Annotated in this window: 17 protein-coding genes; 11 read left to right on the forward strand and 6 right to left on the reverse strand. The window is 47.1% G+C overall.

Annotation, left to right across the window (positions count from 1 at the left end; translation table 11 throughout):
* Positions 1-75 precede the first annotated feature (75 nt).
* The 3 genes from ACOSVP_RS09050 (at position 76) to ACOSVP_RS09060 (ending at position 2,353) form a co-directional block, all read left to right on the forward strand.
* A complete protein-coding gene (locus ACOSVP_RS09050; protein ID WP_487347172.1) occupies positions 76-774 on the forward strand; it encodes a hypothetical protein in 699 nt (232 codons plus the stop codon).
* A 70-nt stretch (positions 775-844) separates the two neighbouring features.
* Positions 845-1,633, forward strand: a complete 789-nt coding sequence (locus ACOSVP_RS09055) for a hypothetical protein (protein WP_487347173.1) — start codon at positions 845-847, stop codon at positions 1,631-1,633.
* Between the two features lie 102 nt (positions 1,634-1,735).
* Positions 1,736-2,353, forward strand: coding sequence for a LysE family translocator (locus ACOSVP_RS09060; RefSeq protein WP_487347174.1), 618 nt, complete (start codon positions 1,736-1,738; stop codon positions 2,351-2,353).
* Here ACOSVP_RS09060 and ACOSVP_RS09065 read toward each other — a convergent pair.
* The 3 genes from ACOSVP_RS09065 to ACOSVP_RS09075 form a co-directional block, all read right to left on the reverse strand.
* Positions 2,350-4,302, reverse strand: coding sequence for a DNA topoisomerase III (locus ACOSVP_RS09065; protein ID WP_487347175.1), 1,953 nt, complete (start codon positions 4,300-4,302; stop codon positions 2,350-2,352). The two genes, ACOSVP_RS09060 and ACOSVP_RS09065, sit on opposite strands and share 4 nt — an antisense overlap.
* 76 nt (positions 4,303-4,378) lie before the next feature.
* Positions 4,379-4,864, reverse strand: a complete 486-nt coding sequence (locus ACOSVP_RS09070; RefSeq protein WP_487347176.1) for a universal stress protein — start codon at positions 4,862-4,864, stop codon at positions 4,379-4,381.
* 83 nt (positions 4,865-4,947) lie between these two features.
* On the reverse strand, positions 4,948-5,100 hold the full coding sequence (locus ACOSVP_RS09075) for a hypothetical protein (protein WP_487347177.1): 153 nt from the start codon (positions 5,098-5,100) through the stop codon (positions 4,948-4,950).
* A gap of 146 nt (positions 5,101-5,246) precedes the next feature.
* Here ACOSVP_RS09075 and bamJ point away from each other — a divergent pair, with 146 nt between their 5' ends.
* On the forward strand, positions 5,247-5,867 hold the full coding sequence (gene bamJ, locus ACOSVP_RS09080) for a BamJ family beta-barrel-assembly machinery protein (RefSeq protein ID WP_487347178.1): 621 nt from the start codon (positions 5,247-5,249) through the stop codon (positions 5,865-5,867).
* Positions 5,868-5,938: 71 nt separating this feature from the next.
* Here bamJ and ACOSVP_RS09085 read toward each other — a convergent pair whose 3' ends face one another.
* From ACOSVP_RS09085 to purB, 3 genes are all read right to left on the reverse strand, one after another.
* Positions 5,939-6,355, reverse strand: a complete 417-nt coding sequence (locus ACOSVP_RS09085) for a GNAT family N-acetyltransferase (protein ID WP_487347179.1) — start codon at positions 6,353-6,355, stop codon at positions 5,939-5,941.
* A gap of 4 nt (positions 6,356-6,359) precedes the next feature.
* Positions 6,360-7,550 (reverse strand): ribosomal protein uL16 3-hydroxylase, encoded by a 1,191-nt coding sequence (locus tag ACOSVP_RS09090; RefSeq protein ID WP_487347180.1) that lies wholly within the window; start codon positions 7,548-7,550, stop codon positions 6,360-6,362.
* Between the two features lie 74 nt (positions 7,551-7,624).
* Complete coding sequence (purB, locus tag ACOSVP_RS09095) at positions 7,625-8,998, reverse strand: adenylosuccinate lyase (protein ID WP_487347181.1); 1,374 nt, start codon at positions 8,996-8,998, stop codon at positions 7,625-7,627.
* Between the two features lie 197 nt (positions 8,999-9,195).
* On the opposite strand from purB, the gene ACOSVP_RS09100 reads away from it, so the two are divergent.
* The 7 genes from ACOSVP_RS09100 (at position 9,196) to etfB (ending at position 18,802) form a co-directional block, all read left to right on the forward strand.
* Entirely contained in the window at positions 9,196-10,797 is a 1,602-nt protein-coding gene (locus ACOSVP_RS09100; protein WP_487347182.1) for a methyl-accepting chemotaxis protein, read from the forward strand.
* Positions 10,798-11,003: 206 nt separating this feature from the next.
* Positions 11,004-11,981 (forward strand): dipeptidase, encoded by a 978-nt coding sequence (locus ACOSVP_RS09105; protein WP_487347183.1) that lies wholly within the window; start codon positions 11,004-11,006, stop codon positions 11,979-11,981.
* 142 nt (positions 11,982-12,123) lie between these two features.
* Positions 12,124-12,669 (forward strand): DUF5943 domain-containing protein, encoded by a 546-nt coding sequence (locus tag ACOSVP_RS09110; RefSeq protein ID WP_487347184.1) that lies wholly within the window; start codon positions 12,124-12,126, stop codon positions 12,667-12,669.
* Between the two features lie 50 nt (positions 12,670-12,719).
* Positions 12,720-14,783, forward strand: coding sequence for a dimethylglycine demethylation protein DgcA (gene dgcA, locus ACOSVP_RS09115; RefSeq protein ID WP_487347185.1), 2,064 nt, complete (start codon positions 12,720-12,722; stop codon positions 14,781-14,783).
* Between the two features lie 86 nt (positions 14,784-14,869).
* Positions 14,870-16,783: a (Fe-S)-binding protein gene (locus ACOSVP_RS09120; protein ID WP_487347415.1), complete on the forward strand. Its 1,914-nt coding sequence runs from the start codon at positions 14,870-14,872 to the stop codon at positions 16,781-16,783.
* The gene (gene etfA / locus ACOSVP_RS09125; RefSeq protein ID WP_487347186.1) at positions 16,783-18,042 is read left to right on the forward strand and encodes an electron transfer flavoprotein subunit alpha; all 1,260 of its coding nucleotides are present in this window, start codon (positions 16,783-16,785) and stop codon (positions 18,040-18,042) included. The genes ACOSVP_RS09120 and etfA overlap by 1 nt, the downstream gene beginning before the upstream one ends.
* Positions 18,032-18,802 carry an electron transfer flavoprotein subunit beta gene (gene etfB / locus ACOSVP_RS09130; RefSeq protein ID WP_487347187.1) on the forward strand — a complete coding sequence of 257 codons (771 nt, stop codon included), beginning with the start codon at positions 18,032-18,034 and terminating at the stop codon, positions 18,800-18,802. Before etfA ends, etfB begins: the two co-directional genes overlap by 11 nt.
* Position 18,803 lies beyond the last annotated feature (1 nt).

Raw genomic sequence — 18,803 nt, forward strand, 5'->3', positions numbered from 1 at the left:
ACCGATCATGCATAATGATCGGTTTTTTTATATGCTTAGCTTTCTAATAGGCTCTTAACATTGGCGGAACTTCCTGTGACTGGTGGTTTTTTAGTAACAATTATTATTGCCGTTGCTATCGGTGGTACGGCTTCGATTATAGCGATTGCCTTGCTGCGCTTTTATAAGGAGCGTCAGGAACGCCAACAGCAGGAGCTTGAACAGCTGAGCCGCCGTTGTTATCGCGTAGTGGATTTGTTGACGGGTCTATCGGACCGCTATCTGCCTTTGCTTTCTAAGCAGGTGTTAGTGGAGTACTTAATTTCAAGTATTCACTTTTTGAACCGACATAATTTAGTAAGTGATTTGGAAGCCATGCTACCAGGCTACGAGCGGCTGCTAGGAGAGCTTAAAGCTGGCCATCAAGCTTCGATCAATGACAAAGTTCAAACCCACGTGCAACTGTCTCAGGCGCAGCAAGCGCTACAAGCGGTACCCTTATTGCTGCGCGGCTTGGTGAGCAGTAACTTCATCGATAAAGCCACAGCGAAAGATCAGGTGGCCTTGGTGCGTTTCTCTTTTTGTCTTGCGCACCATGATTTGTTAGTCAAAGAAGCCATGGTCAGTTATGAATTGGATAAAAAAGCTGGGGCGCTGGAGAAGCTGCGACAGGCCCTCGCAGAAATGGAAAAAGTGGCCACCTATAACGAATCGGCCGTGGTGATCAGTAAGCTCAACGCTACCATTGAGCGCATTGAAAATGAATTATTTGGAAAAAGTTCTAGAGCAAGCTAAGTCCTTCTGTTATAAGGCATAAATGACTTTATAAACCTATTAAAAGAATCGTCACTGCGGAACGTAATCTATGACGGCAATTATTGTGACGCTACTGCTGCTGGCTATCGGTGGTTTTATAGCGTTCGCTATCTACCTACAACTGAAAGAACAAGCTAGGATTGAGCGTTTGCGTAAAGCAGCGTTACTCAACAATCAGTTGCGTCAGGTGCGTCGTTATTTAGATGAAATGCCTGCTCAGTACCAGCCAAAAGACCTACGATTATGGCTGTACCAGCGTTTAATTGGCATTTGCGATGAATTACTCGCGGTGCAGCCTGATGAGCCATTATCCCGTCGTCGTCGTTTTCTTAATGAGGAAATGATTCAGTTTCAAAACAGTAAAGAAAAGCGTCGTCCAAAGCCCGTGGTGGATGAAATTCAGATCATGGAGCTGAAACGATTGTTTGAATCCTTCCATGGTTATCTGCTTTCAGCGAAAGCCAATAAACAAATCTCTGAAGAAGCCTTTGCGCATTTTGATGAATTGATCAATTGGTATCGCTACAAGGTGAATGCGGATCATCATTATTACTTGGCGCGCCAATTCTTTTTAACCCACAAAATGGGTGATGCCATTAGTGAATACAATGAAGCGATTAATCAGCTGAAGCCGGTTGAGGAAAAAACCGAAGCTGCGGAGTTGATTGTCAAGTATCAAGAAGCCATTCAAGAGATCAATGATGATCTAGAGTTGCAGCAACGTGAAGCAGAGCTTGAGGCGGAATTAGCTGGCGATGCGGAAGCGGAAGGCGAGCTGGACAATGAATGGCAAAAGTTCATGGAAGAAGGTGAGTTTCAGAAAAAGAAACATTTCTAAGTCATTCCATTGGCTTCCTTTTAATTCCCTTAGTTTGCCATTGCTAAGCACGGGCGTCTCTGGCAATTTTTGAGCTCTAGATATTATCTTCGGGTATGACATATGAGCTTGGGTTTACTCTCTGTATTTGTTCCAACCTTTTTCTTTGTCTCGATTACGCCTGGTATGTGTATGACCTTGGCGATGACGCTGGGCATGACCATCGGTGTGAGACGTTCTTTGTGGATGATGATTGGTGAGCTTACCGGAGTGGGGTTGGTGGCAACCTTATCGGCGGTGGGGGTCGCAGCATTATTGCTAAACTACCCGACCATCTTTATTTTGTTCAAATATATCGGTGGAGCCTATCTGGCTTACATTGGTGTGCAGATGTGGTTGTCGCGCGGCAAGATGGCCATCAAAGCCGATGATGACGGGCGTCAAGCCAGTATCTTTGAATTGATTTCACAAGGTTTTATTACCGCCATTGCTAACCCTAAGGGGTGGGCGTTTTTTGTGGCGCTATTACCGCCTTTCTTAAATCCAGAACTTCCTTTGGCGCATCAGCTGGTTAGCCTAATCGCTATCATTCTTACCTTAGAGTTTTGCTGTTTGCTGATTTATGCCTCAGGTGGTCGTACCATGCGTTCCATGTTGATGAAAAGTGGCAATGTGCGCATCATGAATCGCATTGCGGGTACCCTAATGATTGGTGTCGGCATCTGGCTAGCCTTAGGCTAGCCAGTCGCTTGGTTTTTGCGCGGAGCTCGTTTGCTGCGCGTCGTACCAGATGCTTTACTGGTGCTACGACGCTTTCGTTTAAATCCCGTTTTCACTGGGGTCTTAGGTAGATTGGAAAATTGGCTCATAGAGCCTTGTCGTGCCCCAACAATCAATTGCTCTAGCGCTTGCTGGAGCTCTGCCATAAATTGCGGATAGGGCAGAGCGCTCTGGCTGATATCGTTCAGCATGGCTTCCCATTTTGCGGTCATATCCGGCACTGTGGTGCTTTCTGGCAAGGCTTCAATCAGCGCTCTGCCGGTGGCCGTGGCGTGAATTTGCTTGCCCTCACGAGTAAGAAAGCTGCGCTTAAATAAGAGTTCGATAATGCCTGCTCGAGTCGCTTCAGTGCCAAGCCCATCAGTTTCTTTCAGGATCGCTTTAATTTCCTTATCGCTGACAAAGCGGCTAATACCGGTCATGGCCGCTAGCAGTGTGGCATCAGTAAAGGCGTCAGGTGGCGTGGTCTGTTTGGCGAGTACTTCACCTTGCTGACAATGGAGCTGTTGTCCCACCGTCAGTTGCGGTAATTCGGGCTCTTCTTTTTTCTGTTGTGGCATTAAGGCTTTCCAGCCTGCTTTTAGCACGGTGACGCCTTGGGTACTAAACAAGCCACCTTCAATCTCAACTACAATCTTGGTCGCCAGATATTCATAGGCGGGCATAAACTGAATCAGATACTGACGTGCAATCAGCTCAAAAATTTTCTTTTCATCATGGTTGAGCTTAGCGAAGGCATTTAGCTGTTGCGTGGGAATGATCGCATGGTGCGCGCCCACTTGCTTGTCATTCCAGGCTTTGCTCTTTTGCGTTGGATCGGCCTGTTGCGCGGCGGCTTGAAAGCTCAACCCCAGTCCTTTTAGTTTGCTGACAATGCTGCTGGCTTGAGAAAACTGTTCCGTCGGTAAATAGCGACAATCGGAACGCGGGTAGGTGATGATCTGATGACGCTCATACAGTGCCTGACAAATATCCAGTACCTTCTGTGCATTCATTGAAAAAGCTTTGGCCGCGTCAATCTGCAGGGCTGATAGGTTATAGGGCAAGGGGGCGCTTTGTTTTTTAGGTGTCTTATCAAACTCTTTAACCAAGGCGGGTTTGTCTGTAATGCGTCGCGCAACGTTTTCAGCCAGCGCTCGGCTGAGTACGCGGCCTTCTTCATCTTGATAAGGCGCACAGGCATCACTTGGTAGCCATTTAGCTTGAAATGGCAAGCTGTCGCTTGCTAAGTGCGCGATGACTTGGAAGTAATCTTTCGAGACAAAGGCTTCGCGTTCTTTGTCTCGTCTCACCACCAAACCTAATACGGGAGTTTGCACGCGGCCCACGGAAAGTACGCCGTTGTAACCCGCTTGGCGTCCTTTGACTGTGTAAGCACGAGTTAGGTTAATGCCATACAGCCAGTCGGCTCTTGAGCGTGCCAATGCTGAACGCGACAAGGCGGCAAACTCCTTATTGGAGCGTAGTTTGTTGAGCGCTTTTTTGACTGCTGCAGGAGTAAGGTCGCTAACCAATAAACGTTGGGTTTGCTCTAGCTTGTATTTCGGCACTTTAGCAAAATGCAGGACTTCGTCGACCAGTAGTTGACCTTCGCGGTCTGGGTCTCCTGCATGGACAATCTGATCCGCACTTTTAAGAAGCTTCTTAACGACGGCGAGTTGTTTTTTGGTATTGGCTTTGGCGTTCCACTGCCAGTCACATGGAATAATCGGTAGGTGATCAAGATTCCATTGTTTAAATGCTGGGTTGTAATCTTGAGGCTCTGCTAATTCTAAAAGGTGTCCAATGCACCAAGAAATACAGTCACCGTTTGGCAATTCAATGTAGCCATCGTGTTTTCTTTGTGGAGTAGGTAGGGCTGCGGCAATAGCGCGAGCAAGACTGGGTTTTTCAGCAATATAAAGAATCATGGATGCACAAAAAGTAGAATGTGTATATGGTTATTTATACAGTATTTTGTGCATCCAAGTCTATTAACGGTGGTGCTTACTTAAGAATTGGCACAACCATTACCGGTACGCGGCTGTGGTGAACGACTTTGTTAGCCGTTGAACCAATCACCATTTGGCCAATTTTACTGTGCGTGCGGCTATTCATAACGATCATATCCGCGCCAGTTTTTTCGGCTACTTTTTCAATCATTTCTGAAGGGACACCGTGTGCTAACTCGATTTTTGGTGCAGCAGGTAGTTGGCTAACTTCTTGTGTATGCGCTTCCATGAATTGACCTAGGTAAGTCTGCATACGTTCTAGGGTTGAGCGATCTGCTTCTTCACGCATCTCTTTGATCGTAGTATCAGAGATGTAGTTGTTGATCATGTTCGCAGCCTGAGCACTGATGGGCTCCATGACATGCAACAAGACAATATTAGCTTGGTTAGTAATCGCTAGATTCAATACCATTTCCATAGTTTGATTAGTTCTAGGCTCTAAATCGCAAGCGTACAAGATAGTACGGATTTTCGGTAACATCACTTTTCTCCTCATCAGGATGATTACTTAGTCTAATCCTTCCATACTACGACGATGTGACGCAAATCAATTTTCAGGAATGCTTATAGAATATTAGCAGCATTTATACCGTCTACGTAGCCGTCCACTAAGAAGCCAAAGGCGGCGATGGTTAAAATAGCAGCAACAAATAGAATGTTTTGCCATTTTTGTTGTTGCTCAGAGGGTGTGGCTAGGGCTTTTAAAAGCTTACTCATAAGACACTCCTAAAATGGAATTTAAGTTAATGATAATTGTTTTTATTTTGGCGGTCTAGTGTGAGATTCTGCTGCTGAGGTCGGCAATAAGATTTGGTTGTGATATCCTTGCCAGCGAATTTAAACGACACCAAAGAGATAACATCATGTCTGAACTGTCTTTTGACACAAACGAAGCGAAAATCGCTTACGGTATCGGTCGCCAGATCGGTGATCAACTACGTGGTAGCGATCTAGGTGAACTATCACTAGACCACCTTTTTGCAGCCATCAAAGATGCGCTAAACGAGCAGCCAATGGCGGTAGCTGGTGAAGAGCTAGAAGCTGCATTTGCTGAGCTTCAAGAAAAGATGGAAGCAAAATCTAAAGCTGCTGCAGCGGAAACGGTTGCTGCTGGCGAAGCGTTCCTAGTGGAAAACCAAGCACGTGAAGGCGTTCAAGTAACGGCTTCAGGTCTGCAATATGAAGTAGTAGAAGAAGGTACAGGTAACCAACCAGTTGCGTCTTCAACCGTTCGTGTTCACTACGAAGGTCGTCTAGTAGACGGTCAAGTATTCGACAGCTCGATCGCTCGCGGTGAGCCAATTGAATTCCCGCTAGCTGGCGTTATTGCTGGTTGGACAGAAGGTCTTCAGCTAATGAAAGAGGGTGCGAAATACCGTTTCACTATCCCTTCTGATCTAGCTTACGGTGCTCAAGGCGCTGGCGCATTGATCAAGCCACACTCTGTATTGGTATTCGACGTTGAGCTAATCGCCATCGTTTAATTGCTAAGACAAAGAAAAATAGGAGCCAGCGGCTCCTATTTTTTTTGTCTCTAAAAAATTCAAAGTGCAGATTAAATATCACGTACCATTTTTACGTGGGGTTTACCTGCTTCTAGGAAAATTTTACCGTCCGTTTTAAAGCCATGGGTCTGATAGAAAAGTTGCACATCCACCATGGCGTGTAGATACACCTGAGTAAGCTGCATTTCGCGTGCGACCTGAATCGCTTTACGTAGCAATAGGGTACCGTTGCCTTGATGGCGATAGTTCGGCAATACCGCTAAACGACCGATTTGACCGTCCTTAGTCAATCGACAAACACCAACTGGAACCGCAGTGGTGCCAAAGGCGACAAAATGTACTGCGCTTTCATCTTTGCCATCCCATTCATCTTGTTCATCGATACCGTGCTCGATAATAAACACTTGGCGTCGAACGAAGCTAAGCTGTGCCTTGCTGCTATTCCAGTCAGATGTCAGTACTTTCATGCCGTTACTCGTCCTCGTAGGGTAGCGCTACCAGTGCTTGGTGCTGTAATAGGAAGCGTAGGGTTTCTTCCAATTGCGGGTGTTTGTCGATTTCTAGGCCACTAAAATCAAATTCTTCTTGATCACAGATGGCTTGAATAAAGTCGACTAATTCTGCATCCAGTTCCAGAGTGTTGCCGTTACAGTATAGTGTGCAAGTAGATTTTGCTTCATTGAGGTAGTAGCACAAGCGCGCATCACCCGGGCGGATAAAGGTGTCGCCGTTTTGTGCTTGGACGAAGGTTTCCTCTAGCTCGTCTTCATTAAGCTGGGCGCTGTATTCTGGGTACTTGCTTTCACTCATGGTTTCACCAAGCCAATTTGCCAGCAAGGTTGGCGAGTCGATCAATGCCATTAACTTTTGTTTCAAGTGCTCAATATCGCTGGCTTGGATCTGTGCGTGGTGATCGCGCTCTAGTGGCTCTGGGGCAGCAAAGCGGTTCTTCTCATTGATCTCTTCGCAAACCTTGTCAGTAATACCTTGTAGGGCTGCTTGCACCGATGGTGCGCGAAAGCCAACCGAGAAGGTCATGCACTCACTATCTAGAGCTCGGCCGTTATGAGCAAAGTTGGGTGGCAAATACAAAATATCGCCGGCTTCCAATTCGTAGTCTTGCTCGGGATCGACATCAAAGTTATCTAGGATATGAAGTTTGATGTCTGCAATATTAGAATCTTGGTATTGCTCTGGTGCCAGCACCTGCCAACGGCGTTTGCCCGCCATTTGTACGAGAAACACATCGTATTGGTCATAGTGTGGGCCAACACTGCCGTCTTCAGTGGCGTAGCTCACCATGACATCGTCAACACGCCAGCTTGGTAGGAAGTTAAAGCGTTCTTTTAAGGCTTGTACTTCAGGCACCCAATGATCCACCGCTTGTACGAGTAGGGTCCATTCTTGCTCAGGCAGTTCGGCAAAAGTATCTTCATCAAAGGGGCCCTGCAGTAATTGCCAAGGTGTTTCACCTTGTTCAATAACGATACGGGATTCGACTTCTTCCTCCATGGCAAGTCCAGCCAACTCATCAGCGCTAATTGGTAGCTCGATGTCTTTTGCACCGCCGCGAATCAGCAAAGGTTTCTTTTGCCAATAGTCTTGGTAGAAGGTTTTGGCACTCATACCAGCTAGGATGGTTAGGGGCGTATCGATATTCATAATAAATTCTCATCAAAAAAAAGAGCCGTTAGAAAACGGCTCTTTGTGTATAAGAAATAGCATTGGTTGCTGAATTAGCCGCGAATCGCTTTCGCTTGCGCTACAGCGTTACCAATGTAATTTGAAGGTGTTAGTGCTTTAAGCTCTTCTTTCGCTTGCTCTGGAAGCTCAAGCTTATCAACAAACTCTTGCATGATTTCTTGGTTGATCGTACGACCACGAGTTAGCTCTTTTAGCTTCTCGTATGGTGCTTCGATGCCGTAACGACGCATCACGGTTTGGATTGGCTCAGCCAATACTTCCCAAGAGTTGTTTAGGTCTTCGTTCAGACGAACAGCGTTGATTTCTAGTTTGCTGATGCCTTTTAGAGACGCTTGGTAAGCGATCAAGCTGTGTGCAAGACCCACACCTAGGTTACGTAGAACCGTAGAGTCCGTTAGGTCACGCTGCCAGCGAGAGATTGGTAGCTTAGCACTTAGGTGACCCATGATGGCATTAGCGATGCCCAAGTTACCTTCAGAGTTTTCGAAGTCGATTGGGTTAACTTTGTGCGGCATGGTTGAAGAGCCGATTTCGCCAGCGATGGTCTTCTGCTTGAAGTAACCTAGAGAAATGTAGCCCCAAACGTCACGGTCGAAGTCGATCAGGATTGTGTTGAAACGACAGATCGCATCGTATAGTTCAGCGATGTAGTCGTGTGGCTCGATCTGAGTCGTGTATGGGTTGAACGTCAGACCCAAAGAAGTCACGAACTTCTCTGCGTGTGCTTGCCAGTCAACTTGTGGGTAAGCAGAAAGGTGAGCGTTGTAGTTACCTACTGCACCGTTGATCTTACCTAGGAACTCAACGGCTTCAATTTGTTTGATCTGGCGCGCAAGACGTGCTGCAACGTTCGCCATTTCTTTACCTACTGTACTTGGTGACGCTGTTTGGCCGTGAGTACGAGATAGGATGGATTGTTCCGCATGTTCGATCGCCAAGTCTTCGATCGCAGTAAGCACTGCTTTCATCTCAGGAATGATGGCTTCCGCTAGGGCTTCGTTTAGCATCAATGCGTGAGACAGGTTGTTGATGTCTTCAGACGTACAAGCGAAGTGTACGAATTCAGAGACCGCTGCCAGCTCAGCGTTGTCGGCAATTTTACCTTTAATGAAGTACTCAACCGCTTTAACGTCGTGGTTGGTGGTTTTTTCGATGTCTTTGATGGCTTGTGCGTCAGCTTCAGAGAAGTTTGCCGCTAGATCATCAAGGATCGCATTTGCTTCAGCACTTAGTGCTGGTACTTCAGTAATTTCAGGGTGCGCAGCTAGCGCTTGAAGCCAACGTACTTCCACGATAACACGCATACGTAGTAGGCCGTACTCACTAACAGAGCGGCGTAGCGCGTTCGTTTTAGAGCCGTAACGACCGTCGATCGGGGAAATCGCATTTAAGCTGGTTAATTGCATTGAGTAAACGCCTCGAACATGGTTTTTCAGGGAGCGGCTATTATAGTAGAAAGCCGTGGTGGGCGCTACGTTAACGGTTTGTAATTAAAGCCTGTCAAACCGACAAAATATTACATTATACTTTTTTATATGCTTGGTTAGTTTTATTACCATGCAAGGATGTGTTTTGAAGAATAAAAATCGATAGAGGGAAAGGTATGACGATTAGCCGTTTATATGGGTTAGTAATTGGCGTAATTTTAGGTATTTTGTGCGCTCTGTATGCCATTACGGAATACAGTCTCACTAATAATCAGGCAGCGATCCGCAAAGAAATAAACCTTGTTAATGCCATGGCGACCATGAAAGACGCTCGCTATTACACAGTCCAAGTACAGCAGTTTCTAACTGATATGGGGGCTACGCGTGGTGATGATGCGTTACCAGAGGCGCAGGCAAGTCTAGCGGGAGCGAAACAGAGTTTAGATGCCTTGGTGAACTACCTTCCTGAATATTCAAATCAAGTATCTGCACTAAAGAAAAGCTTGGATCAACTCTATAACTCTGGTTACAAAATGGCGCTTGCCTACATTAATGAGGGGACTGAAGCCGGTAATACACTAATGAAAGGCGCCGGAGGTCTAGATGAATCGTCAATTCAGCTTGCCGATGCCTTGGATGATGTGGCGGGGCAGATTGAATCACGTCTAAAAGAAAGCTCTACGAAGACCATTCAAAAAATTGATGAAACCGAGTGGGTATCATTGCTTGCCGCGTTGGCATCTGCGGTGCTAGTGGTTGGCGTACTTTTAGTACTTCGCCAAAAAACTCTGCCTGACATTCGTAAGCTTGAGCATTCATTGCATGATATTGCCCAAGGGGCGCGAGATTTAACTGTGCGTCTGGATGAAGCCGGTGATGATGAATTGGCCGATGTGGCGAAAAGCTTTAACCGCTTTATTGCCAGCTTGAATACCCTTGTTGGTACTGTTCAAAATCAATCCCAAGAGCTTTCCAGTGTGGGTGAGCAAATGCTGTCCGCTTCCGAGCGCACTCGTTCCGGTATGGAAGAGCTGCAAAATGAAACCCTCGGTATTGCTGGTGCTATCGAAGAAATGCAGGGCACGATTCGCTATGTGGCAGAAGGTGCAGACGAAACAGCGAATGCGGCCAAAGAGTCGGATCAGTATGCCCAAGAAGTGTCGCGCATCGTTAATGATAACGCGGCGTCGATCTCGCGTTTGGCGCAGGGTGTCGATAAAGCCGCCGATGCCTTGCAATCACTAGAGAGTCAAACGGGTAATGTGGGCAGTATTTTGGATGTGATTCGAGACATTGCTGACCAAACCAATTTGTTGGCCCTAAATGCTGCCATCGAAGCGGCGCGTGCTGGGGAGCAGGGACGTGGCTTTGCGGTGGTGGCGGATGAGGTACGTACCTTGGCGCAACGAACGCAAGAATCTACTGAACAAATTCAGCAGATGATCACTAAGCTACAAGCGGGTGCACATGAGGCTGTTGTAGTAATGAGTGGTAGCCGACAGCAGGCCGAGGAAACGGTTGCTAAATCTAACCAAGCCAGCGAAGCCTTGAGTAAAATCTCTATTTCTATCAGTGGTATGTCGGCTAAAGCCACTGAGATTGCTGCGGCGATGGAGCAGCAGGCGATGACCGCGGAAACCATTGATGGTCGTATACGTATGATACGTGATGAGGCAATGACTACCAGTGCCAATGCTACGCAGACCAACCAAGCCAGTTTGACGGTACAAAAACAAGCTTCTGAGCTCAGAAAAATGGTTTCTTCATACCGCGTTTAGCGCTAATTAGACTATGCTTTTTAAGGGTGCCCATTGGCACCCTTATTTGTAACATCCTGATGAGGCTGGTGTCGCAATTGATGTCGGTTTTGGTATGGCTAAAGTCGTTTCCAGCGACTAATAGTTTTATGCATAGTCATAAACTGAGCTCATCGGAAGGTGTTTCTTCCACGTAATCCTATATTTGATATAAAGGAAAAAGAACGATGAATGCAGCGGAATTACATGATAAGGCTATTGTGATCGATGGCTTGATTTGTGCGAACTGGAATCGCGAGTTATTTGAAGACATGGCTAAAGGTAAGCTTACCGCAGCGAACTGTACAATGTCGTTCTGGGAAAATTTCGAAGGTGCAGTTCAAAACATTGCTGATATGAACAAGATGATCGATGAAAACAACGATCTTCTAATAAAAGTTCGTACCACCAAAGATATCCTGCGTGCTAAGGAAGAAGGCAAAACTGGCGTTATGATGGGCTTCCAAAACGCTCATCCGTACGAAGACCAAATCGGCTACGTACAGGTTTTCAAAGACCTAGGCGTTGGTATCACGCAAATGTGTTACAACACACAAAACCTTGTAGGTACAGGTTGTTACGAGCGTGACGGTGGTCTTTCTGGTTTCGGTCGCGAGATCGTTGCAGAAATGAACCGCGTTGGTGTGCTATGTGACCTTTCTCACGTTGGTGCCAACACAGCTAAAGAAGTTATTATCGAGTCTAAAAAGCCAGTTGCTTACTCTCACTGTTTACCATCTGGTCTAAAAGAACACCCACGTAACCGTTCTGACGAAGAGCTTAAGTTCATTGCGGACAACGGTGGTTTCGTTGGTGTGACTATGTTTACTCCATTCCTACGTGCTGGCGTTAACGCAACAATCGATGACTACGTTGAAGCGATCCAATACGTTTACAACATTGTTGGTGAAGACTCTATCGGTATCGGTACAGACTTCACTCAAGGTCACGGCGAAGACTTCTTCGAGTACCTAACGCACGATAAAGGCTACGCACGTCGTCTAACTCGCTTCGGTGAGATCATTAACCCGAAAGGTATCCGTACTGTGGGTGAATTCCCTAACCTAACGGAAGCTCTTCTTCGTCATGGCTTTACAGAGCGTCAAGTTCTTAAAATCATGGGTGAAAACTGGGTTAACCTACTTGCTGAGGTTTGGGGCGAGTAATTTTTTACGTTTATGCCGAAAAACGGCTTATAGCGCGAAGTTGAAGTCGATAACTGCAAAGTCTATCGGCTTCAACTTTGTTTTAATAGGATTTTAGGAAACGCGAAGCGTTCCGAGCTTTAAATAGATTTGAGGTGTAAAAATGGGTTCACATGCTCCAGAAATGCCAATCCAAGTAGATGACGAAACAGGCGTATGGACAACGGATGCGTTGCCAATGCTTTACGTTCCACGTCACTTCTTCGTAAACAACCACATGGGTATCGAAGATGAGATCGGCGCAGAACGTTACGCAGAGATTCTTTACAAAGCAGGTTACAAGTCAGCTTACTTCTGGTGTGAACAAGAAGCAGCATGTCACGGTATCTCTGGCGCTGATGTTTGGCACCACTACCTAAAACGTCTATCTCAGCGTGGTTGGGGTTTCTTCATCACTGAAGAACTAGATATCGAGAAAGGTACGGCTAAAGTACGTCTTGAAAACTCTGCATTCGTATACCACTACGAAAAAATTCACGGTAAAAAAGTAAATCGTAAAATCGATTACATGTTTACTGGTTGGTTTGCTGGTGCACTTGACCAAATCGCGGAAGCGCAGGGTCTAGCTGTTCGCACTAAAGCAGAGCAAACACAGTGTGCAGCCGAAGAAGGTTGTGATGTGGGTTACTTCGAAGTAACACCGCTTTAATTATTATTAAAATTTGTCAGTCTATCGTTTAAAAAAGGCGGGGTTCCACTATGTCCCAGTTTGATTCGCTGTTTCAGCCACTCAACATTAATAAATTAACCATTCGTAACCGTATCGTAAGTACGGCTCACGCAGAGGTTTATGCAACTGATGGTGGTATGACCACTGATCGCTACGTTAAATACTACGAAGAAAAAGCGAAAGGCGGTTGTGGCCTTTGTATTTGTGGTGGTTCAAGTGTTGTTTCCATCGACAGCCCACAAAGCTGGTGGAGCTCTGTTAACTTATCGACAGACCGCATCATTCCTCATTTCCAAAATCTTGCTGATGCAGTGCACAAGCACGGCGGTAAGATCATGATCCAGATTTCTCACATGGGTCGTCGTTCACGTTGGGACGGTGAAAACTGGCCAAACCTAATGTCTCCATCTGGTATCCGTGAGCCTGTTCACCGCGCGACTTGTAAAACAATCGAAGTGGAAGAAATCTGGCGCGTAATCGGCGACTTCGCACAAGCTGCGCGTCGTGCGAAAGAAGGCGGTCTAGACGGTGTTGAACTTTCTGCAGTACACCAGCACATGATCGACCAATTCTGGTCTCCACGTGTAAACAAACGTACTGACGAATGGGGTGGTACTTTTGAAGGCCGTATGAAGTTCGGTCTAGAAGTAGCTAAAGCCGTTCGTGCAGAAGTAGGTCCAGACTTCGTTGTGGGTATGCGTATCACGGGTGACGAGTTCCACCCAGACGGTCTTAACCACGACGACATGAAACAAATCGCTAAGTACTACGATGACACTGGCCTAATCGACTACTTCGGTGTAGTAGGTTCTGGTTGTGACACGCACAACACTCTAGCAAACGTAATTCCAAACATGAGCTACCCACCAGAGCCATTCCTACACTTGGCAGCTGGTATCAAAGAAGTAGTAAGTGTTCCTGTAATTCACGCACAGAACATCAAAGATCCGAACCAAGCAAAACGTATCATCGAAGCTGGTTACGTTGACTTTGTTGGTATGACTCGTGCTCACATCGCCGATCCTCACTTCATCGCGAAGATCAAGATGGACCAAGTTGACCAAATCCGTCAGTGTGTGGGTGCAAACTACTGTATCGACCGTCAGTACCAAGGTCTTGACGTTCTATGTATCCAAAACGCGGCAACTTCTCGTGAATACATGGGTCTTCCTCACATCATCGAGAAGACTGAAGGCGTTATCCGTAACGTAGTTGTTGTTGGTGGTGGTCCTGGTGGTATGGAAGCGGCACGTGTTGCTGCAGAACGTGGTCACAAAGTAACACTACTTGAGCGTAACGAAGAGCTTGGTGGTCAGATCACTATCGCTGCGAAAGCGCCTCAGCGTGACCAAATCGCGGGTATCACTCGTTGGTTGGTAATGGAGTTGGATCGTCTAGGCGTTGATGTTCGTCTTGGCGTAACTGCTGATGCACAAATGATTCGCGATCTGAAACCTGATGTGTGTGTCATGGCTACTGGTGGTCGTCCATTCGTAGATCAAAACCCAGCATGGGGTGCAGCAGAAGGTCTAGTAGTATCTAGCTGGGATATCCTAAACGGTAAAGTTGAGCCAGGTAAGAACGTTCTTATCTACGACACAATCTGTGAATTCTCAGGTTTGTCTGCAGCTGACTACCTAGCATCTAAAGGTTCTTTGGTTGAGATCGTAACTGACGACATCAAACCAGGTGTTGGTATCGGTGGTACAACATTCCCGACTTACTACCGTTCTCTATACGAGAAAGAAGTCATCATGACATCTGACTTCCTACTAGAGAAAGTTTACCGTGAAGGTGACAACCTAGTAGCAGTACTTGAAAACGAGTACACAGGTCAGCATGAAGAGCGTGTTGTAGACCAAGTAGTTATTGAAAACGGCATTCGTCCAAACGAAGAGCTATACTACGCTCTTAAAGAAGAGTCTCGTAACAAAGGTCAACTTGATGTTGAAGCTCTATTCGATATCAAACCTCAGCCAATTCTTTCTGAAAGCGGCGAAGGCATGATCTTGTGGCGTCTAGGTGACTGTGTGTCTCAGCGTAACACTCACGCTGCGATGTACGATGCACTGCGTCTATGTAAAGACCTATAATCGTTTAGCCATTCAAAACTAAACCAAAAAAACGAACCCAAGAGGCGGCTCTACGCCGCCTCTTTCATGCTATACGAGGGTGAATGATGGTTATCGACTGGTTACCTTCAATTCTTATTGTTGTTCTGTTGCTGTTAGCTGTTATCGGCATGTTACGCCGCGTCAGCCTATGGCGTGCGGGACAACCAGAAAAAGTCAATCTCATCGCTGGTCTAATGGCGATGCCAGGGCGCTACCTTAAAGACTTGCACCACGTGGTAGAACGCGACAAATACATGTCGAAGACTCACGTTGCAACGGGTGGTGGTTTTGTCCTATCTATGGTGCTGGTTTTAGTCGTACACGTTTTCAAAGTACAAGAGCAAATCGTTGCTTGGGCTTTGCTAGGCGCGCTTCTGCTAATGCTTGTTGGTGCCTTCTTTGTATTCAAGCGTCGTCTTAATCCGCCTGAGCGCCTATCTAAAGGACCTTGGATGCGTTTGCCAAAAAGCTTGATCACTTTTGCTCTAACGTTCATCGTTTTGACGCTTCCTGCTGCAGGCATCTTGCCTGAAGGTACAGGTGGTGCAGCACTAATCGTTGTTCTAAGCATTGGTGTGATCATCGGCCTTGGCGAATTGCTATTCGGCATGGGTTGGGGTGGTCCAATGAAGCACGCTTTTGCTGGTGCACTTCACCTAGCTTTCCACCGTCGCCCAGAGCGTTTTGGTGGTGGCCGTTCAACAGGTCTTAAGCCTGCGAACCTTGATGGTGATGTTCTAGGTGTGGCTAAGCCAAGCGACTTCAAATGGAATCAGCTACTAGGTTTTGATGCCTGTGTACAGTGTGGTAAGTGTCAGGCAATGTGTCCTGCGTTTGCAGCTGGCCAGCCGCTGAACCCGAAAAAATTGATCCAAGATATGGTGGTTGGTCTTGCTGGTGGTACTGATGCGAACTACGCAGGTAGCCCGTACCCAGGCAAAGAAGTTGGTCACGCGAAAGGTGGTCCAAACGAGATCATCACAGCGGGTCTTGTGAGCCAAGAAACCCTTTGGTCATGTACCACTTGTCGTGCCTGTGTGGAAGAGTGTCCAATGATGATCGAGCACGTAGATGCCATCGTTGACATGCGTCGTTTCCTAACCATGGAAAAAGGCGAGACTCCAAACAAAGGTTCTGAAGTTCTAGAAAACATCATCGCAACAGACAACCCTGGTGGTTACGCTCCTGGTAGCCGTACTAACTGGGCTGCTGACCAAAACCTTGCGGTAATGAAAGACAAGAAAGAAGTCGACGTTCTATTCTGGGTGTCTGACGGTGCTTTCGATATGCGTAGTCAGCGTATCCTACGTGCCTTCGTTAAACTAATGAAAGCTGCTAACGTTGATGTAGCGATCCTTGGTGACGAAGAGCGTGATAGCGGTGACGTAGCTCGTCGTCTAGGTGATGATGCAACGTTCCAAAGCCTTGCTAAACGTAACTTGGCAACTCTAGGTCAGTACAAGTTCAACAAGATTGTGACAACCGATCCACACGCTTACCACTGTCTACGTAATGAATACGCTGACTTTGATAAAGACGGTGCATTGGCAGGTGTTGAAGTTTTGCACCACACTACATTCTTGAACCAATTAGTTCAGTCTGGCGCGCTTAAACTTGACGCTTTCAAAGGCGGCAAAGTGACTTACCACGATCCTTGTTACCTAGGTCGTTACAACGGTGAGTACGAAGCTCCACGTGATCTATTACGTTCTTTGGGTATTGAAATCGCTGAAATGGAACGCTCTGGTTTCCGCTCACGTTGTTGTGGCGGTGGCGGTGGCGCACCTATCACTGATATCCCAGGTGAACGCCGTATCGCAGACATGCGTATGGAAGATGCGAGCGCTACTGGTGCTGAGCTTGTGGCAGTAGGTTGTCAGCAATGTACAGCCATGCTTGAGGGTGTTGTTGAACCTCGTCCACAAGTGAAAGACATCTCTGAAATCCTAGTGGATCAATTGATTGAGGAGGTTCACTAATGAGTGACATCATTCGTCGTGACCCACGTGCAGAATGGATTATGCGTAACCGTCTGCACCCACTGCATGAGCAATACGCAAGTCAAGAAGAGGGTGGCGAAGTTCGCGGCCCATCTGGCTTGATTCGTAAGTTCCCGCATAAAGTTGGCTTTATCGGTCCTAACGGTATTAAACGTATCGACCGTCTTAAAGGTAACTCAACTGCGCCGAAAGGTAAGCGTTCTGCTGCAGCGCAAGAGGTTCAATTGCCTCTGCACAAAGTGGACAGCCCTGATTACTACATCATGGTGGTTGCGGATATGGTCGGTGGTCGTCTAACAGGCCACGATAAAGATATCCTAGGTCTTGCGCACAAGCTGATCGCAGAGCAAGGTGGCAACGGTGCCGTTGTTGCAGTGTGCTTCGGTGAAGTGAAAGAAGAACACTTCGATACAGCCGGTGTTGACCGTGTGCTGCATATCGAAGGTGAAGCATTTGAAGGCTACGCTCCTGAAGCTCGTGTACAAGCACTGGCTAAAGTGGAAGCACAATACACTGTTAAGCACTGGTTATTCCCAGACAGCATCCACGGTGGTTGTGATCTAGCGTCTCGTTTGGCTGCTCGTCTAGGTGAGCGTCCAGCGACTCAAGCATGGCAAGTCAATGCTGAGCAAACAGTAAGCCGTGGTGCTTCTGCGAGCTTGGACATTACCCGTAAGACGCCTAAGATTCTTATGCTGCTTGAAGAGTGTGCTGACGCCATTGACGAAACTCGTCATGAAGCGACACCAATGTCTCTTGATGATGTATCTGTTGCAGCAGCGACAATCAAAGATAAAGGTCTGATGGCAGTGGATCCAAACGCGATCCCAATGGCTGAAGCCGAGTTTATCTTGTCTGCAGGTAACGGTATCCACAACTGGGATCAGTTCCACGAAGCTGCAAAAGTACTGGGTGCAACGGAAGGTGCCAGCCGTGTGGCGGTAGACGATGGCTTTATGCCGCGTTCACGTCAGGTGGGTGCAACGGGTACTTGGGTTACAGCGCGAGTATACGTGGCAGTGGGTATCTCTGGTGCGATCCAGCACATGCAGGGTATCGGTCAAGTAGATAAAGTTGTTGCTATCAACACTGACGCTGGCTGTGACATGGTTAAACGTGCTGCTTTGAGTGTTATCGGTGACAGTGAAGAAATTCTTGCTGAATTGATGAAGCTAGTTGCTGAACACAAGCAAACAAGCCTAAGCGATCAAGCGGAGGAGAATAGTAATGCCGCATAAAGTCATTTCTTTAATCTCTGTTGGTCGTCATCCACAATCTGGCCGTTCTCGTCGTGCAGACCAGGACAGCCGTGCTGTGGAGCTTGGCCTAAAGCTTGCGGGTACAGACCTAGACGTGGTTCATGCTGGTAATGCAGAAGAACCGGTACTGCGTCAATACGCTGGTATGGGTCTACCAAAAGTGACGGTTTTGGAGCAAGCGGACAGCGCAGACGCATTGCCTGCACTTTCAAGCTACCTAAAAGCTCAACAAGCGGACATCGTATTGACCGGTGTGCGTGCAGAAAGTGGTGAGTCATCTGGTATGACGCCTTACCTTCTTGCTGAGCAGCTAGGTTGGCCAATCGTTGCTCGTGTAGCTGACATTGTTGAAATTAAAGACGGTGAAGCGCAGGTTCTGCTTGCGCTTCCACGTGGTCAGCGTCGTCAAGTAACGGTTAAGCTGCCGTTTATTGCATCGATTGATAACGCGGCTCAAGCGGCTCGTCAGAGCGCGTTTGGTCCAGGTCTACGTGCTAAGATGGCTGCTCAGTCTGGTTCAACTGAAGATGATTCAGTACGTGTGAACTGGAGTGAAGCGCCTGCTAAAGCTCGTCCTAAGCGTTTGAAAGTCGTGAAAGCGAAAACTGCTGCAGACCGTTTCAAAGCTGCAACAGCTAAGCCACAGGGCGGATCTGGTAAAGTGATGAAGAACGAATCTGCGCAAGAAAAAGCGCAAGCTATCTTTGATTTGTTGATTGAAGAGAAAGTGATTCGTTAAG

It is taken from the genome of Marinomonas sp. HM11-D (assembly GCF_057626615.1).

What these genes read in the sequence shown, in the direction of transcription:
- ACOSVP_RS09055 (WP_487347173.1), top strand. Translation starts at nt 845, where the DNA reads ATGACGGCAATTATTGTGACGCTACTGCTGCTGGCTATCGGTGGTTTT.
- ACOSVP_RS09060 (WP_487347174.1), top strand. Translation starts at nt 1,736, where the DNA reads ATGAGCTTGGGTTTACTCTCTGTATTTGTTCCAACCTTTTTCTTTGTC.
- ACOSVP_RS09065 (WP_487347175.1), bottom strand. Translation starts at nt 4,302, where the DNA reads ATGATTCTTTATATTGCTGAAAAACCCAGTCTTGCTCGCGCTATTGCC.
- ACOSVP_RS09070 (WP_487347176.1), bottom strand. Translation starts at nt 4,864, where the DNA reads ATGTTACCGAAAATCCGTACTATCTTGTACGCTTGCGATTTAGAGCCT.
- ACOSVP_RS09075 (WP_487347177.1), bottom strand. Translation starts at nt 5,100, where the DNA reads ATGAGTAAGCTTTTAAAAGCCCTAGCCACACCCTCTGAGCAACAACAA.
- bamJ (WP_487347178.1), top strand. Translation starts at nt 5,247, where the DNA reads ATGTCTGAACTGTCTTTTGACACAAACGAAGCGAAAATCGCTTACGGT.
- ACOSVP_RS09085 (WP_487347179.1), bottom strand. Translation starts at nt 6,355, where the DNA reads ATGAAAGTACTGACATCTGACTGGAATAGCAGCAAGGCACAGCTTAGC.
- ACOSVP_RS09090 (WP_487347180.1), bottom strand. Translation starts at nt 7,550, where the DNA reads ATGAATATCGATACGCCCCTAACCATCCTAGCTGGTATGAGTGCCAAA.
- purB (WP_487347181.1), bottom strand. Translation starts at nt 8,998, where the DNA reads ATGCAATTAACCAGCTTAAATGCGATTTCCCCGATCGACGGTCGTTAC.
- ACOSVP_RS09100 (WP_487347182.1), top strand. Translation starts at nt 9,196, where the DNA reads ATGACGATTAGCCGTTTATATGGGTTAGTAATTGGCGTAATTTTAGGT.
- ACOSVP_RS09105 (WP_487347183.1), top strand. Translation starts at nt 11,004, where the DNA reads ATGAATGCAGCGGAATTACATGATAAGGCTATTGTGATCGATGGCTTG.
- ACOSVP_RS09110 (WP_487347184.1), top strand. Translation starts at nt 12,124, where the DNA reads ATGGGTTCACATGCTCCAGAAATGCCAATCCAAGTAGATGACGAAACA.
- dgcA (WP_487347185.1), top strand. Translation starts at nt 12,720, where the DNA reads ATGTCCCAGTTTGATTCGCTGTTTCAGCCACTCAACATTAATAAATTA.
- ACOSVP_RS09120 (WP_487347415.1), top strand. Translation starts at nt 14,870, where the DNA reads ATGGTTATCGACTGGTTACCTTCAATTCTTATTGTTGTTCTGTTGCTG.
- etfA (WP_487347186.1), top strand. Translation starts at nt 16,783, where the DNA reads ATGAGTGACATCATTCGTCGTGACCCACGTGCAGAATGGATTATGCGT.
- etfB (WP_487347187.1), top strand. Translation starts at nt 18,032, where the DNA reads ATGCCGCATAAAGTCATTTCTTTAATCTCTGTTGGTCGTCATCCACAA.